The 17,458-nt window shown below is 45.7% G+C and carries 16 protein-coding genes; 9 read left to right on the top strand and 7 right to left on the bottom strand.

What is annotated here, in order from left to right; all coding sequences use genetic code 11:
- Positions 1 to 175: 175 nt before the first annotated feature.
- Positions 176 to 838: a lipoyl(octanoyl) transferase LipB gene (lipB, locus tag ACHFJ9_RS11595; RefSeq protein ID WP_053808751.1), complete on the top strand. Its 663-nt coding sequence runs from the start codon at positions 176 to 178 to the stop codon at positions 836 to 838.
- A complete protein-coding gene (gene lipA / locus ACHFJ9_RS11590; protein WP_395356886.1) occupies positions 835 to 1,800 on the top strand; it encodes a lipoyl synthase in 966 nt (321 codons plus the stop codon). Before lipB ends, lipA begins: the two co-directional genes overlap by 4 nt.
- Positions 1,801 to 2,247: 447 nt before the next feature.
- Here the strand turns inward: lipA and glyA are convergent, their stop codons facing one another.
- Positions 2,248 to 3,498: a serine hydroxymethyltransferase gene (glyA, locus tag ACHFJ9_RS11585; protein ID WP_005391333.1), complete on the bottom strand. Its 1,251-nt coding sequence runs from the start codon at positions 3,496 to 3,498 to the stop codon at positions 2,248 to 2,250.
- 347 nt (positions 3,499 to 3,845) lie between these two features.
- Between glyA and ACHFJ9_RS11580 the strand changes: the two genes are divergently transcribed.
- The 3 genes from ACHFJ9_RS11580 (at position 3,846) to ACHFJ9_RS11570 (ending at position 7,090) form a co-directional block, all read left to right on the top strand.
- Complete coding sequence (locus ACHFJ9_RS11580) at positions 3,846 to 4,448, top strand: YitT family protein (RefSeq protein WP_031780204.1); 603 nt, start codon at positions 3,846 to 3,848, stop codon at positions 4,446 to 4,448.
- Between the two features lie 90 nt (positions 4,449 to 4,538).
- On the top strand, positions 4,539 to 6,059 hold the full coding sequence (locus ACHFJ9_RS11575) for a transcriptional regulator (RefSeq protein WP_395356883.1): 1,521 nt from the start codon (positions 4,539 to 4,541) through the stop codon (positions 6,057 to 6,059).
- A 131-nt stretch (positions 6,060 to 6,190) separates the two neighbouring features.
- Complete coding sequence (locus ACHFJ9_RS11570) at positions 6,191 to 7,090, top strand: hypothetical protein (RefSeq protein WP_047010143.1); 900 nt, start codon at positions 6,191 to 6,193, stop codon at positions 7,088 to 7,090.
- Between the two features lie 101 nt (positions 7,091 to 7,191).
- Here the strand turns inward: ACHFJ9_RS11570 and treC are convergent, their stop codons facing one another.
- The 4 genes from treC to gmhB all read right to left on the bottom strand — a co-directional run bounded on the left by treC (position 7,192) and on the right by gmhB (position 12,170).
- Positions 7,192 to 8,877, bottom strand: coding sequence for an alpha,alpha-phosphotrehalase (treC, locus tag ACHFJ9_RS11565; RefSeq protein ID WP_395356881.1), 1,686 nt, complete (start codon positions 8,875 to 8,877; stop codon positions 7,192 to 7,194).
- An 87-nt stretch (positions 8,878 to 8,964) separates the two neighbouring features.
- On the bottom strand, positions 8,965 to 10,389 hold the full coding sequence (treB, locus tag ACHFJ9_RS11560) for a PTS trehalose transporter subunit IIBC (protein ID WP_005391342.1): 1,425 nt from the start codon (positions 10,387 to 10,389) through the stop codon (positions 8,965 to 8,967).
- Positions 10,390 to 10,567: 178 nt separating this feature from the next.
- Positions 10,568 to 11,515 (bottom strand): trehalose operon repressor TreR, encoded by a 948-nt coding sequence (gene treR / locus ACHFJ9_RS11555; RefSeq protein ID WP_085342969.1) that lies wholly within the window; start codon positions 11,513 to 11,515, stop codon positions 10,568 to 10,570.
- 103 nt (positions 11,516 to 11,618) lie between these two features.
- Positions 11,619 to 12,170, bottom strand: coding sequence for a D-glycero-beta-D-manno-heptose 1,7-bisphosphate 7-phosphatase (gene gmhB / locus ACHFJ9_RS11550; RefSeq protein WP_005391350.1), 552 nt, complete (start codon positions 12,168 to 12,170; stop codon positions 11,619 to 11,621).
- A 341-nt stretch (positions 12,171 to 12,511) separates the two neighbouring features.
- Between gmhB and metN the strand changes: the two genes are divergently transcribed.
- Genes metN through ACHFJ9_RS11535 form a run of 3 tightly spaced genes read left to right on the top strand, consistent with a single transcriptional unit; the run spans position 12,512 to position 15,055 of the window.
- The gene (gene metN, locus ACHFJ9_RS11545) at positions 12,512 to 13,546 is read left to right on the top strand and encodes a methionine ABC transporter ATP-binding protein MetN (RefSeq protein WP_005391353.1); all 1,035 of its coding nucleotides are present in this window, start codon (positions 12,512 to 12,514) and stop codon (positions 13,544 to 13,546) included.
- Positions 13,536 to 14,213, top strand: coding sequence for a methionine ABC transporter permease (locus ACHFJ9_RS11540; RefSeq protein ID WP_395356878.1), 678 nt, complete (start codon positions 13,536 to 13,538; stop codon positions 14,211 to 14,213). Before metN ends, ACHFJ9_RS11540 begins: the two co-directional genes overlap by 11 nt.
- A gap of 32 nt (positions 14,214 to 14,245) precedes the next feature.
- Positions 14,246 to 15,055, top strand: a complete 810-nt coding sequence (locus tag ACHFJ9_RS11535; RefSeq protein ID WP_005391357.1) for a MetQ/NlpA family lipoprotein — start codon at positions 14,246 to 14,248, stop codon at positions 15,053 to 15,055.
- Between the two features lie 113 nt (positions 15,056 to 15,168).
- On the opposite strand, the gene ACHFJ9_RS11530 is transcribed toward ACHFJ9_RS11535, so the two are convergent.
- Both ACHFJ9_RS11530 and syd read right to left on the bottom strand, forming a co-directional pair.
- On the bottom strand, positions 15,169 to 15,945 hold the full coding sequence (locus tag ACHFJ9_RS11530; protein ID WP_395356875.1) for a Zn-ribbon-containing protein: 777 nt from the start codon (positions 15,943 to 15,945) through the stop codon (positions 15,169 to 15,171).
- A gap of 2 nt (positions 15,946 to 15,947) precedes the next feature.
- Entirely contained in the window at positions 15,948 to 16,493 is a 546-nt protein-coding gene (syd, locus tag ACHFJ9_RS11525) for a SecY-interacting protein (RefSeq protein WP_005391362.1), read from the bottom strand.
- Positions 16,494 to 16,601: 108 nt separating this feature from the next.
- Here syd and queF point away from each other — a divergent pair, with 108 nt between their 5' ends.
- Positions 16,602 to 17,447, top strand: a complete 846-nt coding sequence (gene queF, locus ACHFJ9_RS11520) for an NADPH-dependent 7-cyano-7-deazaguanine reductase QueF (RefSeq protein WP_109169994.1) — start codon at positions 16,602 to 16,604, stop codon at positions 17,445 to 17,447.
- Positions 17,448 to 17,458: the final 11 nt, after the last annotated feature.

Raw genomic sequence — 17,458 nt, 5'->3', positions numbered from 1 at the left:
TTTTTGATAGATTAAATTTTTTTTGAAAGCAGCTTCGGCTGCTTTCTTTTTATTTATCAACCAGATAACAAAACTTTACATCGCTTTCAGTTAAAAATCTGTTACTCAGCGGTAGAGCATCAGGGTTATCCGGTTTATAATCCAAAAACTTTATATATTAGCAACAGGAATTCCCATGCAATACCAACTTGTTGTAAAACGACTTGGCCGCCAAGACTATGAGCCTGTATGGAAGGCGATGCATGAGTTCACCGACCAACGCACAGAAGAAACCCCTGATGAAGTCTGGTTGGTAGAACATAACCCAGTATTTACGCAAGGTCAGGCAGGTAAAGCTGAGCACCTTATTAACACTGGTGACATTCCTGTTGTACAAAGTGATCGCGGAGGCCAGGTTACGTATCATGGCCCTGGTCAGTTGGTCGCCTATTTCTTGATCAACTTACGCCGCAAAAAATTAGGTGTACGAGATCTCGTTACCACTATCGAGAACCTCGTGATCAATACGCTAAAAGCATACAATATCGATTCGGCCGCGCGACCTGACGCACCAGGCGTTTACGTTGACGGTAAAAAAATATGCTCTCTCGGTTTACGCATTCGTAAAGGATGCTCGTTTCATGGCTTAGCCTTGAACGTAAATATGGATTTAACACCGTTTCTGCGTATTAACCCTTGTGGTTATGAAGGTATGGAAATGGTTCAGGTCAGCCAATTTGGCGGCCCAGACAATGTAGAAGCCGTAGAAAAACAATTAATAGAAGAACTCGTTACTTTGCTCGACTATGAGCAAGTAGAATTCAGCACAGAAGCACCTTCTCAAGGTAATAAAGCATGAGCAAACCAATCCAGATGGAAAAAGGCGTTAAATATCGTGACGCCGATAAAATGGCATTGATTCCCGTAAAGAACATGCCTACAGAGCAGAAAGAAGTGCTACGTAAGCCTGATTGGATGAAGATCAAGCTACCAGCCGACAGCCAACGAATTCAAGACATCAAGGCGGCGATGCGCAAGAATAAACTTCACTCCGTATGTGAAGAAGCATCTTGCCCTAACCTAGCGGAATGTTTTAACCACGGTACAGCTACCTTCATGATCTTAGGTGCTATTTGTACTCGTCGTTGTCCTTTCTGTGACGTTGCTCATGGCCGCCCATTACCACCGGAAGCAGAAGAGCCTCAAAAGCTGGCGAAAACCATCGCCGATATGAAGCTGAAATACGTAGTAATCACTTCTGTTGACCGTGACGATCTGCGTGATGGTGGTGCACAGCACTTTGCCGACTGTAACCGCGAGATCCGTGCATTAAACCCGCATATTAAGATTGAAACTCTGGTTCCTGACTTCCGAGGTCGTATGGATGTAGCGCTTGATCTAATGAAAGACAATCCGCCAGATGTCTTCAACCACAACTTAGAAACAGCACCACGTCTTTACCGTAAAGCTCGCCCAGGTGCGAACTACAAATGGTCACTTGAGCTTCTTAAGAAGTTCAAAGAGCAGCATCCAGATGTACCGACCAAATCTGGTTTGATGATGGGTCTTGGTGAAACCAAAGAAGAAATCATCGAAGTACTGAAAGATCTACGCGCACACGGCGTAACGATGCTGACTCTAGGTCAGTACTTAGCGCCAAGCCGTCACCACTTGCCAGTAGAGCGTTACGTTCCGCCATCAGAGTTTGACGAGCTAAAAGAAGTCGCACTAGAGCTAGGCTTCACGCACGCAGCATGTGGTCCATTTGTTCGCTCTTCATACCATGCCGATATGCAGGCACAAGGTCTTGAGATCAAATAAGCTCTCGCTTGTTTTGAAAAGAAAGGTTGGCTCAGTGCCAACCTTTTTTGTTTCTGGCAAATGATGATAAAAAGCCATTCTACCACCGTCATTCTGAACAGCGAGGAACGAGCGTGATTCAGAATCAGTTTTCAGAGTACTGATGATTTTTAGGGAAACTCTGAGTAAAAGAGTGTGCCTCAACAAGATTCCTGATCTCGCCTAGGCTCGTCGGAATGACGTGGTTTGGATATATTGAAAAGGGACAGTGTTGGTAGCCATCTCCTTATCACACACTCTTCGCTATATCTCATTCCAAACGCCAGACAAACAAAAAGGCCCTCAATTGAGGACCTTTAGTATATCAATGTTCAAAATAGATGAGTCGAGTTCTAGGAGAACACACGGAGTTTGCGCGAGCAAATGAGTATGTTCGACACCGAAATCGACTCATTCTATGAAGAACAGTTAGGCGTAAACCGGTAGACGCTTACAAATTTCGAGCACTTTCTGTTTAGTCGCTTCGATAACTTCTTCGTTGCCGATGTTATCTAGAACGTCACACATCCAGTTTGCTAGCTCTTTTGCATCTTCTTCAGTGAAGCCACGGCGAGTGATCGCTGGCGTACCTACACGGATACCAGACGTTACGAATGGGCTGCGTGGGTCATTTGGTACCGAGTTTTTGTTCACTGTGATGTTTGCTGCACCTAGTGCCGCGTCTGCATCTTTACCAGTGATGTCTTTGTCGATCAGGTCCACAAGGAACAAGTGGTTTTCTGTGCCGTTAGATACGATTTTGTAGCCACGCTCTTGGAATTGACCAACCATTGCTTTTGCGTTTTTCACTACGCGAGCTTGGTAAGCTTTGAACTCTGGCTCCATCGCTTCTTTGAACGCTACTGCTTTACCAGCGATAACGTGCATTAGAGGGCCACCTTGACCACCAGGGAACACTGCTGAGTTCAATTTCTTGTACATATCTTCGCCAGCATTTGACAAGATAAGACCACCGCGAGGACCTGCTAGTGTTTTGTGCGTCGTTGTTGTTACCACGTGAGCGTGTGGAACAGGTGTTGGGTATTCGCCTGCTGCGATAAGACCCGCTACGTGCGCCATATCAACGAAAAGGTAAGCATCTACTTTGTCAGCGATTTCACGCATGCGCTTCCAATCAACGATTTGCGAGTAAGCAGAGAAACCACCGATGATCATCTTAGGCTTGTGCTCAAGCGCTAGCTGTTCCATCTCGTCGTAGTTGATTTGACCCGCTTCATCGATACCGTAAGGGATAACGTTGTAGTGCTTACCAGAGAAGTTTACTGGAGAACCGTGAGTCAGGTGACCACCGTGTGCTAGGCTCATGCCTAGAACTGTATCGCCTGGGTTAAGAAGCGCCATGTAAACCGCGCTGTTTGCTTGAGAACCTGAGTGAGGCTGTACGTTCGCGTATTCACAACCGAACAGTTTACATGCACGGTCGATAGCAAGTTGTTCCGCTTTATCTACGTACTCACAACCGCCGTAGTAACGCTTGCCTGGGTAGCCTTCAGCGTATTTGTTCGTTAGCTGAGAACCTTGCGCCTCCATTACACGTGGGCTTGTGTAGTTTTCAGAAGCGATAAGTTCAATGTGTTCTTCCTGGCGAAGAGTTTCTTCCTGGATAGCTGCGAACAGTTCCGCATCGTAATCTGCGATGTTCATATCACGCTTAAGCATCTGTATCTCCTGACTCAGATTAGTACTGAAAGTTGCAAAAAAACTGTTGAATGACCCTACGCAAACGTTTTCGTCACCCTAATGGCGCGCATTCTACATAATTTGATCTGGGTCATAAAGAGAAATTTATAATTTTTCTCATGCAGTTTTTTCATGATGGCAAGCAATCTGTATCACGCCCGCATTGCAATTGCATAACGACGATCTATTGCCTGTCAATTTTGTGCTTTACACCCTGTAAAACAGCAATTACATAGGTTTACCGTAAATTTTACCCTCTAGCTACCGAAAAGATCATCTTTTTACTACTATGCACGCCTTATTTATCACTAATGACTGCAACATTGATGGAAAAACACTCATTAAAAGAAGACTGGATAGCGATTCTCACGGGTACTTTTTTGGTAGCTCAAGGCGTTTTCTTTCTCCAATCCGCAAACCTCCTAACAGGGGGGACGACAGGATTGGCTCTGCTTATTAGCCAATTTACACCTTTTACGTTTGGTGTGCTGTACTTTTTAGCAAACAGTCCCTTTTACTTGCTAGCATGGAAACGCTTCGGCCGTCATTTCGCCATTAATAGTGCCATTTCTGGCGCTTTGGTTTCTATCTTTGCCGATCATCTTTATTTGCTAATCTCGCTCGAATCGGTAAATGAAGTTTATTGTGCCGTCGCAGGTGGGCTTTTAATGGGACTCGGTATGCTGATCTTGTTCCGACATCGCTCCAGCTTAGGTGGCTTTAACGTGCTGTGTTTATTTATTCAGGACAAATTTGGCATTTCAGTTGGCAAAAGCCAAATGGCAATCGATGCGTGCATCCTGTTTGCGTCATTCTTCTTTGTCACTCCAGAAGTAATTGGTCTTTCGATTTTGGGCGCGTTTGCACTGAATGTCGTGTTAGCGATGAACCACAAGCCTCATCGCTATTCCGTGACCTACGGTTCATAAACTTTTGATGATAATTGGAGCGCAATTTATAAGATTTCGCGCTCCAATCGCTATATAATATTTCGCCATTTCCAAATAACGCGGTGCGGTATGCGCGATTTTTTGCAACAAGCCAAACAAACTCACAGTTGTATTGCGATTGGCGAGTTGGTCTATAATCCGAAGACACAAACTCTTCATCAAGACACTGTCGCGATTGATCTCGAACCTCGTACCATTGAGTTATTAGAGCTGCTGCTAACAAGCGTGGGACATCCGCTCTCTGCCGATACCATTATCGAAACCATTTGGCAGAGCAAATTCATCTCTAAGAATGTACTCACTAACCGCATTAGCACCTTACGTGCGCTGCTACAACAGCATCTCCCCGAGTACGATGCGACTAAGCTCTTGGTCACTTATCCTCGCAAAGGTTACTTTCTAAACCCAGCGAATATCCGTTTAGTGCCACCAGCGAAAAACCATCGACGTGCTATTACAGCTCAAGTTGAGAACCGTAAGAACATCAAGCTGATTTTTGCTTATAGCTTATGTGCCGTACTTACGGTTTGTAGCGTGACGCTCGCAAGCTTGTTATGGCAACGCCAAGAGATTTCAACGCAACAAACACGTCATCAGTTACTTATCCCCAAAGTCGAACTGCTGCTCAACCGTGTCGATGCGATTGGCTCCCAAGCAAGAAAGTATCGCATACTGGTCAAAGCCATCTTGCTGCAACAACAGGTCGAATATCCATACACCGACATCGCCAACCAAGACGCTCCCAGTTACTTTCTTGATCCTATCGGTCATACGCCGTATTTCCCTGGCGCGCGAAACATGCAGACCAGTGATTACGAACTCAACATAGAGTTAAAAGACGGCGCAGAGCAAGGCACCTTGAAAGCTCAGATGAACCTTATTTATCCTGCGACAGGGAAACTGGCGTTTCGCAACGAATACACACTGCGCTTATCCGACCTACAATCGGATATCTTCCAAATTCACTCAGATGTCGCGCAGTACTTCAACTTGCCTGCACCTTCAGCCAGTACATGGCAACTGTCAGACGTTCACCAAAAAATGCTGTTTGAGAATGTCTTTTCTAACCAACCTCTCCAACAAGCTGATGAGTTTGCAGCGATCACAACCGCAAGGCATCTCGCTTTGTACGAGCAAGAACCTCAAAAGCTGGAAGCGTATTTGACGCAAGTGCAGTCGTCGTTCGATGTTTTGCCAGATGAGCTAAGCCTCTGGTTGGGCGTATTGCATTTCAAACTAGGCAACCTAGACCGAGCAAAAGTTCTGCTGACCACTCCAGATGGCGACTCTCGTATTCAAAACGCGCTGATTTATACGTTTGTGTCTCACATCGCTTATAAACAAAACAAACTCGAACAGTTCCGTCTCAACTACATGGAATCACTGGTGGCACTGCTGCGCGTTTTACCGTCCGAGACATTGTTTGAACGTCTTTCTCAATCTGAATCGAAAGAGACTTGCCTTCAACCATGGAAAACGTTGCATGTCAGTTTGACCGATCAAGAAATTATCAGCCGATGGAAAGCGCTCATCAACGAGTATTGCACCAACGTAGCTAACGAAATAAGCCCAAATAAAACAAAAACCTAAATATAAAATTAAGCTTTCGTTAAGCCCTATTAGCTTTTGTTTTTTGCCCTTTTTAGCTCATTAAACTTAGCATGCTCGCATTCAAGCAACGGCCCAACATGAAACGGCCTAATCAATCAGGAATGTAAACCATGCTAAACAAAATGACGCTTATCGCAGCAGCAACTCTGGCTCTTTACGGCTGTGGCGGCGGTTCATCTTCTGGCAGTGCTAATCCAAACAAAGTGCCTCAAGAAAGTTTCGACATCGCGATTCAAAACTCAATCTTCGCTCCCACGCCAAGCACACAACTAAACTACGCGTTTAGCCTGGATGGCCAGCCTGAAGGCGAGATGAAACTGAGTTTCCAAGCGATGGATAACGAGCAATTGTTGGCAGCATTGGCACAAATCCCAAACAGCGAAGTAATGGTCCAGTTGGTTAATGACTTGGTGAACTACGGCGCCAAACAGTTCTACTATTCTGACGAACAGTACAACGACGATGAAGAGGGCAATACGCTTTATTTTGCAGGCTCTGATGGCGCACTTCATGAAGTCACCGACGCTTATCTCATTGGTCATCAGTTTATTGCCATGCTTATGCACAGCGGTCCGATTTTCCGCCTAAACGGTGACGACGTAAAAGAGAAAAGCCCGAATATTGACACCGGTGAAGAAACTATGTCTCTGCAAACCACTCTTACAGGCTACTCAGTTCACAACCTACTAGACAGTTTTGAAGATCATGAGTGGGTACAAAACCTTCCTATGACAGCATCTTGCCAAGTGGTTTGGAAACAGCAAATCCGAGAGACTGGCGTGCGTAAAGCGTTCTCGATCTCAGGCAAGAAAATTGAAGCGGCGTACCTGACGGAAGAGAATACTTACAACCTAAACTGCGATGATATGGACTCAATGGAGTTCGCCACTTCGGCAGAACGTTGGTTTAACCCGAGCTTAGGTCTGATTGAGCAAATCGAACTGCTAAAAGTACAACAAGTACAAGTCAATGAAGAGAAAGTGCTGCTAACAGCAATTGAAACAAAATAAGCCTGTACTCCACAAGTATCTCGCATCTCAATAAAAAAGGCTTTGGGGAGCGCACCAAAGCCTTTATCTCGAACATCAATCTTAGGGGGTGACACCCGAGTTTATTCTTCTATCAATAAAATACGAGTTTCGTAAGGTCGTAATACTTGATGGTTTGACGCGACTGCACTCGCGGAGTTTTGATAGTTAGATAGCAAGTTTTTCGCTTTACTCATATCAAAACGTTCTGGCAGAACGCATTCCACCTCTTCAGCGTAGTAGTTATTGATACACAGCAGCGTTTGTTTGTCGTTCTGGCGAGCGTAAGCAAAAATGCGTTGATGCTCTGGCAGTAAATCTTCATAACGGCCATCAGTGATCACCGAAACCTGTTTACGTAGCTCAATCAAACGTTTGTAGAAATAGAACACCGAGTTTAAATCAGCAACCGCAGCTTCTGCGTTGATTTCAGAGTAATTCTGCGCCACTTCAAGCCACGGTGTGCCTTCGGTAAAACCAGCGTGCTTTTGGCTATTCCATTGCATTGGCGTACGTGAGTTATCACGCGACTTCTGCGCCAAAATCGCCATCATCTCCTCGTGTGATACGCCATCGCGGTTGACCATGATGTCGTACATGTTTGTGCTTTCTACGTCGCGGTACTGGCTGATCTCCGTGTAACCTGGGTTGGTCATGCCAATCTCTTCCCCTTGGTAAACATAAGGTGTGCCTTGCATCATGTGTACAGACGCCGCCAGCATCTTGGTAGATTCAACGCGGTATTGTTTATCATCGCCTAAGCGGCTGACCACACGAGGTTGATCGTGGTTACACCAGAACAGCGCGCCCCACCCTTTGCCATTTAAGCCCGTTTGCCAATGGTTGAAGATCTGCTTTAACTGAATGAAATCAAATGGCGCTTTGGTCCATTTTTCACCATTCGGATAATCGACTTTCAGATGATGAAAGTTGAACACCATGGATAGCTCTTTGCCGTCTAGCGAAGAATATTGCTGGCAGTGATCTAGCGTGGTCGAAGACATTTCTCCCACCGTCACGCTGCCGTACTTTTGAAACACGGCTTCGCTGATTTCTTGCAGATATTCGTGCACGCGAGGACCATCAGTATAGAAACGACGGCCATCGCCAATATCATCGCTTGGGAAATCTTGTTGTTTAGAAATCAGGTTGATGACATCAAGACGGAAACCATCCACGCCTTTGTCTGCCCAGAAGCTGATGACTTCTTTGACTTCTTCGCGCACCACTGGGTTTTCCCAGTTTAAGTCCGCCTGCTCTTTAGCAAAAAGGTGCAAGTAGTACTGCCCTGTCGCTTCATCCAATTCCCAAGCATTGCCTCCAAACTTCGATTGCCAGTTGTTGGGCTCTGCGCCATCAACCGGATCTTTCCAGATGTAGTAATCACGGTAAGGACTGTTTTTGTCACCTAACGCCGATTGGAACCACTTGTGTTCTGTCGAAGTATGGTTGACCACGATGTCCATGATGATTCGAATGCCCAACTGATGAGCCTCTGCCAACAGGGTATCGAAATCTTCCATAGTGCCGAACTCGGGGTTGATCGAGTAGTAATCGGAGATGTCATAACCGTTGTCGATCATTGGCGATTGGTAAACCGGCGTCAGCCAAATCGCATCCACACCGAGGTGTTTTAGATAATCCAGTTTAGAAATGATCCCTTTAATGTCGCCCGTGCCTTTACTGCCGCTGTCACAAAAGCTTTTTGGGTAAATTTGATAGATGGTTGCGGTTTTCCACCAGCTCTCATCATGCTTGGTCATAGCCATTTCTAACACTCACTTACCAGTAATCGGAAACTTAAAATTTGAAAAGAAAAATAGGAGGAGGCAGCCAAGTCACTGCCTCAAATTGAATTACGCGTTTGCCGCCTCAAGCTCACCTTTCGCTTGTGCACGCTTATAAAGAAGTAACGTTAATGCAGCGGGTACCACCATCGCGACCAACATCGCCAGAGCAAAGATGCCCCAGAACTGCGGTTGGATAGATAAGATACCCGGCAAGCCACCTACGCCGATACCGTTCGCCATGACGCCCGCACTACCACAGATAGCAGCAGCACATGCACTACCGATCATCGCACTCAACATTGGGAACTTGTATTTCAAGTTGATGCCGTACATCGCCGGCTCTGTTACGCCAAGGTAGGCAGAAATCGCCGCAGGCACTGAGATTTCACGCTCATCCTGCTTTTTACTGATGATAATGATGCCAACCACTGCCGATGCTTGAGCAATGTTCGATAGTGCAATCAAAGGCCAAATCGGCGTACCACCCAATTCTTGCATCAACTGCAAGTCAACGGCGTTGGTTGTGTGGTGGATACCTGTGATCACAAGTGGCGCGTATAAGAAGCCGAAGATGGTTGAACCAATCATCGCAAAGTCACCCGTCATGGCTGCTTTTGCTGCGAAAGCAACGCCGTCACCCAACATGCGACCGAATGGGCCAATGATAGAGTGCGCAAGAATCACAGACACAATGATGGAAACAAACGGTACTACTACTAGGTAAAGGTAAGACGGAATGATGCGTTTTAAGCGTGTTTCGATAAACGCTAGTGCGATACCTGCTAACATCGCGGGAATCACCTGCGCTTGGTAACCGACTTTCTCAATCGCAAACAACCCAAAGTCCCACACTTCAGGTACTTGCTTACCAATCAGGTAGGCGTTCATTAACTGCGGCGAAACCAATGTCACGCCAAGCGTGATACCCAGAATCGGTGTACCGCCGAGCTTTTTCACGGTCGACCAACACACACCAACGGGTAGGAAGAAGAAAATTGCTTCACCAATTAACCATAGGAATGAATGAACAGTCGCCCAAAACTGACTGATTTCCGTTAGGGTTTGACCATCAAACATCTTGATGTCGCCAATCACATTACGGAAACCAAGAATCAAACCACCAGTAATGATCGCAGGCAACAGTGGTACAAAGATTTCTGCAAGGTGGGAAATACCACGCTCAACGATATTCATGTTTTGGCGAGCAGCATTCTTGGATTCGTCTTTGCTCGCTTCACTTTTACCGCTTAGCTCGATCAGTACTTTGTAAACCTCATCAACTTCAGTGCCGATGACGACTTGGAATTGACCTGCGTTGGTAAAGCAGCCCTTCACCATCGGTAATGCTTCTAACTGTTTTGTGTCTGCTTTGTCCGTATCGTTTAGAACAAAACGCAAGCGAGTTAAACAGTGGCTTACACTGGCAATATTGTCCGGCCCCCCGACCAGCTCAATAAGACGCTCCACGTCTTTACGCGCAATCTTACTCATAACTTTGTCCACCCTGTATTGGATACATTCGATTCATCATTTTATTTTTTTATAAATGGGAACATTCCCATTTCTTAATTTTAATATTGCCACTCAAAGACAAAAAACAAAATGGGAACAGTCCCATTAATTGAGAATGATCACAGTATAATTTTAGAGCAAATCGTTGTAGTGTGGATTAGCGGCAAATAGGTTGTTGAGTGAAGTGAACGACTTCTTCATCGCCATTTAATTGATTAATCAGCATTTTAGCGGACTTTTCACCCGCAAGGGTATAACCAGGATCGACACTAAATACTTTAGGGAAAAGGAAAGAAAGCAACTCGTTACCACCCACGCCTGTCACGACCACGTCTTCACGACCTAACTCTTGAAGACGCTTGATTACGCCCAATGCAATGGTATCGCTGGCACACACAATGGCTTGCGTGTCTGCTTTCAGAACGTGGTCCACCAACTGATAAGCACTTTCATGGCTAAGCTTACCGGTTTGGAAGCAAGGCGTAAGTTGCTTGCGTTTACACCACGATTTATAAGCATTTAGACGAGCTAAGCCAGTGGTTTTGTCTTCAGGATCAACACCAATATAAGCAATGCGAGATAAAGATTGCTGCTCAAGGTGAGACAAAGCCATGTCTATCACGCCTTGGTTATCATAATTGATGGAAGAGACGTTATCGGTATCCATCGCAATCACCACAATGCGATTGCCCCACTCGGCTAAGGCTTGCTCATCGCATCCAGTAAACCCAAATACAATCACGCCATCCACATTGCGACGCTTAAGCACACTCAAGTGCTCATTGGTTTTGTCTCGGTCAAACTGACTCTCCATGATCACCGCATCATAACCAGCGGAATACAATGCATTGAGCATTGTACCAACGGCGCGATTTTCTGATGGTGAGTCTAGACGGGAGATGATAACACCAATGACTTTTTGGCTACCGCCACGCATTGATTGCGCAGATTTGGACGGTACATAACCAGATTCACGAATGATTTGCTCTACTTTCTCTCGCGTTTGAGGTTTCACTTTTGGATCGTTGGTAAGCACACGGCTTACTGTTGATTTGCCAACGCCTGCCAATTTCGCGATATCAAGAATGGTGAGTTTTTTGCTCATAAGTGATCAAACTAGAATGGATGAATGCTTAGGTGACTGAACTTTAACAGTAATAAGAGAAAAGGGAAGCAAACGCTTCCCTTAAATATGCGAATTGTGCAGATTATTTCTTTAAATATGCAGGCACGTCAGCAACACTATCAAGCACAACCGTTGCTAATGCTTCACCTTGCTCGGTGATTGGCTTACCTGTGCGAACCAGAATCTTAGTGCCAACACCTGCGGCTTCTGCTGCCATCATGTCTTCGGCTTTATCACCAATCATCACTGATTTTTCCATGTCGATTTTCAAGAAGTCGCGAGCAGAGATAAACATACCAGGTTTAGGCTTGCGGCAATCACAATCTTGCTTGTAATCCCCAATGCCATGTTCAGGGTGATGTGGACAGTAGTAGATACCATCAAACTCAACACCATGATCAACAAAGTTCCAGTCCATCCATTGAGTCAGAGACAAGAAACGGTCTTCACTGAATTTACCACGTGCGATGCCCGATTGATTCGTCACTAGCACTAAGAGGTAACCTTGATCTTTCAGCGCTTTCGTCGCTTCAAATACACCATCAATGTACTCAAAATCATGTTCGTCATGAACGTAGCCGTGGTCAACGTTTATCACGCCATCACGATCGATAAAAACAGCAGGTTTTGCCAAAACGTATTTCTCTATTAACTCGGTTTAATCAGATTATTACATACCTTATAAACTTCAACACTATCTAATTCATTCTAGGCCTCGACAAAACAGTTGATTTGTTGGGCAAGAATCGGTAATTCTGAGGGGGCTCTCCACTTATCTTCTCCTCGTAACTTACTCCTCATTCTCTTCAAAACAGAACATCCATACATTTAGACGTCTAGACGTAAAAATATCTATTGACTTCATTCTGGTTAACCCATAGCATCAACTGAGAAGTGAGATAAAGCTCAACATTAAGTTCTGTCAAAGGCCGTTTTTGACAGCGAAGTTCCCCGTATCTTTGGGCAGGTTGAAACATGATAGAAATAAAAAACGTCAATAAAGTGTTCTACCAAGGCAGTAAGGAAATCCTTGCCCTGAAAGACATTAACCTACACATCGCCAAGGGCACCATCTTCGGTGTTATCGGTTCATCTGGTGCTGGTAAAAGTACGCTGATCCGCTGCGTAAACATGTTAGAAGCACCAACATCTGGCTCCATCATCGTTGATGGCATTGATTTAACAAAGCTCAGCAAAAAGCAGTTGGTCGAAACGCGCCGTAACATCGGCATGATCTTCCAGCATTTTAATCTGCTCTCGTCTCGTACTGTGTTTGATAACGTGGCGCTACCACTGGAACTGGCAGGCAAAGACAAATCGCAAATCACAACAAAAGTCACTGAGTTATTAAAACTTGTTGGCTTAGCCGACAAACACGAGAGCTACCCATCGAACTTAAGTGGCGGCCAAAAACAACGTGTGGCGATTGCTCGCGCATTGGCATCCGATCCAAGCGTACTACTGTGTGACGAAGCCACTAGCGCACTGGATCCTGCAACGACTCAATCTATCCTTGAGCTATTGAAAGAGATCAACCGCAAACTCAACATCACGATTCTCCTGATTACCCACGAAATGGAAGTGGTAAAAAGCATCTGTCACGAAGTGGCGATCATCGGTGGTGGTGAGTTGGTGGAGAAAGGCACCGTTGGCGATATTTTCGCGCACCCTAAAACGGAGCTGGCGCACCAATTCATTCGCTCAACGCTGGATCTATCCATTCCTGAAGATTACCAAGCACGTCTGCAAGCAGAGCGTGTTGATGGCAGCTACCCGTTGGTTCGCTTAGAGTTTACTGGCGCAACCGTCGATGCACCGTTAATGTCGCAAATTTCTCGTAAATACAATATTGATGTAAGTATTTTAAGCTCCGATCTCGATTACGCTGGCGGCGTGAAATTCGGCATGATGGTCGCAGAGCTATTTGGTAATGAAGAAGATGACAACGCAGCACTGGAATACCTGCGTAAGCACAACGTAAAAGTAGAGGTACTTGGTTATGTCCTTTAATACGATTTCTGAATGGCTGAGTTTAAACAGCAAACTACTTTTAGGTGCAACGTGGGAAACGCTTTACATGGTTGCGGTTGCCGGATTAGTCGGCTTTGCCGTGGGTATTCCATTAGGCGTAATCCTCCATATTACTAAGAAAGGCGGCCTACTTGAAAACACCAAACTAAATAGCAGCTTAGGCGCTGTCGTTAACATTGGTCGTTCTGTTCCATTCCTCGTCCTGATGGTTGCGATTATTCCAGTGACAAAACTGCTAGTTGGAACCTTTATCGGTACAACCGCAGCAATCGTCCCACTGACTATTGGTGCCATTCCGTTTGTTGCCCGTCTTATTGAAGGTGCTTTGTTAGAGGTACCAACAGGCTTGGTGGAAGCGGCGCAGTCAATGGGGGCGACACCAACACAGATCATCACAAAAGTTCTACTACCTGAAGCAATGCCGACTATTGTTAACTCAGTAACGATCACCTTAGTCACTCTCGTTAGCTACTCGGCCATGGCGGGTACGGTAGGCGGCGGCGGCCTCGGCGACGTAGCCATCCGTTACGGTTTCCACCGCTACGATGTAACTATCATGGCTGTGACTGTCGTGATGCTGATTGTTCTAGTACAGATTATTCAGTCTATCGGTGACGCAGTGGTGCGCCGTGTAGACCACAGATAAGCATTGAAAATACAAATTATAAGGAGATAAAGATGAAATTTAGCCTTAAAGGTCTTTTGACTGTAGCAACGGCCGCTTCTGCTCTTGTTCTAGCGGGTTGTGGCGACAAAGAAGTAGACGTAAATAAAGTAAAAGTTGGCGTTATTGCTGGTGCTGAAGCACAAGTTGCCGAAGTTGCAGCTAAAGTAGCAAAAGAAAAGTACAACCTAGACGTTGAATTAGTAACATTTACCGATTACGTAACCCCAAACGCCGCTCTGGATGATGGTTCAGTAGACGCGAATGCGTTCCAACATAAACCATACCTAGACCAACAAGTGAAAGACCGCGGCTACAAACTGGCTATCGCGGGTAACTCATTCGTTTACCCTATTGCTGGTTACTCTAAGCAAGTGAAGTCAATCGATGAAATCCAAGATGGCGCACGCATCGCAGTTCCAAACGATCCAACAAACCTAGGTCGCTCACTACTGCTTCTTGAGCAACAAGGTTTGATTACGCTACGTGATGGCGTTGGTCTACTCGCTACAGTACGTGACATCGTAGGCAACCCTAAAAATATCGAAATCATTGAGTTAGAAGCGCCACAACTTCCACGTTCATTGGATGACGTAACGCTATCTATCATCAACACCACTTACGCAAGCTCTATCGACCTATCGCCAGAGCGTGACGGCGTGTTCGTTGAAGATAAAGACTCACCATACGTAAACCTAATTGTTGCTCGCGAAGAAAATGTTAATGCGCAAAACGTACAAAACTTCGTAAAAGCTTACCAAACGGAAGAAGTTTACGAAGCGGCAAAAGAGCTATTCAAAGGCGGCGTAGTGAAAGGTTGGTAATCCCACTTTTCTAAACCATACTGAAAATAATAGTCTGAGCATAAAAAAGGGCTGATGTGAAAACATCAGCCCTTTTTATTTCTCTATCTAACCATTTAACTAACCTCAATTAGTTACTTTAGGTGGTCCCAAGAGATATTCGACACGATTCGGCAGTCATCACACTTAAAGTGAAATATGTCATGTAGTGGCTCATCGAGTAGCCACTCTCCACCGCATTTGGGGCACTTGCGCGCTTTCTCGCTCTCCAGCGACTGACCGCCCACGCGATACTGGTAATAGTATGTTGGAACCTTGGTGATGTATTCGATACGACCTCGCAAATCCCAACCTCTGCGGAACAACACGCTGTCTACATCGCAAATCTCGTGCAGCGCCGCATGCTCTGCACGGCACCCGCCAGCCATTTGGATTTCATCGCACGCTTGCCATTCTGTCTGCCATTTGATGACGGCTTTATGGTCACCATTTAGCGTCGGCTCATTGCGATACAAAGGAATCGGCAACAACGTTTCCCCACTGCGCAATGGCGAACACGTATGAACATAAGTCGTGTACAACACTTGCCAGCTAGGGATCTCTTCTTCGGCCGCTTGTTCTGAATTTAAATCACGGCCAAGCATACGCATTTTCGGTGCAAGCAAAGACGCGTCTGACAAACGGTTCATGCACACTTTGACAAAATCTGAGTGATAACGTGGATGCAAACTTTCTTGCTCTGGGCAAACGACACGAACATAAAACTCGCCATCTCCCATCACTATCGGGAATTCTCGGCCTAGTACTTGGCCGTTATAACGCAACGCATCCATCAAGCCATTAATGGCTTTGTCTACCGCGCTGACGGTGGTGTTATCAAAACACTCAAACTGCAACTCAACAACGTACATATTTAGACAGCGGCCTCTAACTTGCTCAAGAACTCAGCCAATGAATCCGCCAGCACATCGCGTTTAGACGTACCTAAACGCTCTAAAATCACATTACCAGTGAGGTTACAAATCGAGATCACATCCATTTCCTCATCTGTCGCCGCGATAAATACCGTTGGTTTAAGTTTCAGGCGACGTTGCGTCACCAAATGACCAAGAATATTTTCTTGTAGGCGCACAAAATCATCATCGCTCCACACTTGCAGCAGCGTCAACGAATTACCTTGCCAAGTTGCCTCCATATCGGCGCTGTATTGAGAACCATAAAAGGCTTTTACATCATCTTGCAGTGACAACTCAATCGCATTTTCCACATTAGTGAAATCGGCCATCTCATTACGTGCGACCGCTTTCCAAAGCACCTTTCCATCACGCTTCTCTTCGACACAAGGAGAAACAAGATCTGCAAGCTCTTCACTGCTTGGCAACTCATTATATTTAGCTTGCCAAGCTTGTTGGTAGCGCAGGCTGAACTCTTGTAGCGCCTGAGTAACGTTTTGGGTCATGAAGGTCTCCTCATTCCTTATTTATCAGATAGCCGTGTTTGCCGGATGGCAATTGACCAGCGGATTCAGTAAAATTCTCGCCATTCTAATCGAAAACGACCACAAAGTATGAGCAAATATTCTGACGCTAAAGAGCTTGCTGGCCTAACACTAGGTAAAAAAACCGAGTATGCGAACCAATACGACCCAAGCTTGCTGCAACCAGTTCCTCGTAGCCTAAACCGAGATGACCTTCAGTTAGGCGAAAGCCTTCCTTTTATGGGCCACGACATTTGGACGCTGTACGAGCTCTCTTGGTTAAATAGTAAAGGCTTACCACAAGTGGCCGTTGGCGAAGTATACATTCCAGCCACCAGTGCAAACTTGATTGAGTCGAAGTCTTTCAAACTGTACTTAAACAGCTACAACCAAACCCGCTTTGCAAGCTGGGAAGAAGTTGAAGAGCGTTTAACGCAAGACCTATCTGAATGTGCCGGTGAAAAGGTGTTGGTCGAGGTGAACCCGGTTACTCACTACACCAATCAGCCTATTGTGACAATGGAAGGCGAATGCATTGATGACCAAGACATTGACATCACCAGTTACGATTTTGATGCCGATTTGCTTGAAGGCGCAGCAGGTGAAGAGCAAGTGGAAGAAATCCTACATAGCCACCTATTGAAGTCAAACTGTTTGATCACCAATCAACCCGACTGGGGCAGTGTAGAAATTCGCTACCAAGGTGCGAAAATAGATCGCGAGAAACTGCTGCGTTACTTGGTATCTTTCCGCGAGCACAACGAATTTCACGAACAATGTGTTGAGCGTATTTTTACGGATCTAATGAAATACTGCCAACCAAGCAAACTGACCGTATTCGCCCGCTACACGCGCCGTGGTGGCTTGGACATCAACCCGTACCGCTCAACGGAACAAGACAAGCCAGATCACAACCACCGCATGGCTCGTCAGTAATCACGTTAGTG

Origin of the sequence: Vibrio sp. D3, assembly GCF_043995865.1 — a bacterium.
GTDB classification, from domain to species: domain Bacteria; phylum Pseudomonadota; class Gammaproteobacteria; order Enterobacterales; family Vibrionaceae; genus Vibrio; species Vibrio diabolicus.
The sequence above is the reverse complement of the archived record's forward strand: the minus strand, read 5'-3'. Positions and strand labels throughout refer to the sequence as shown.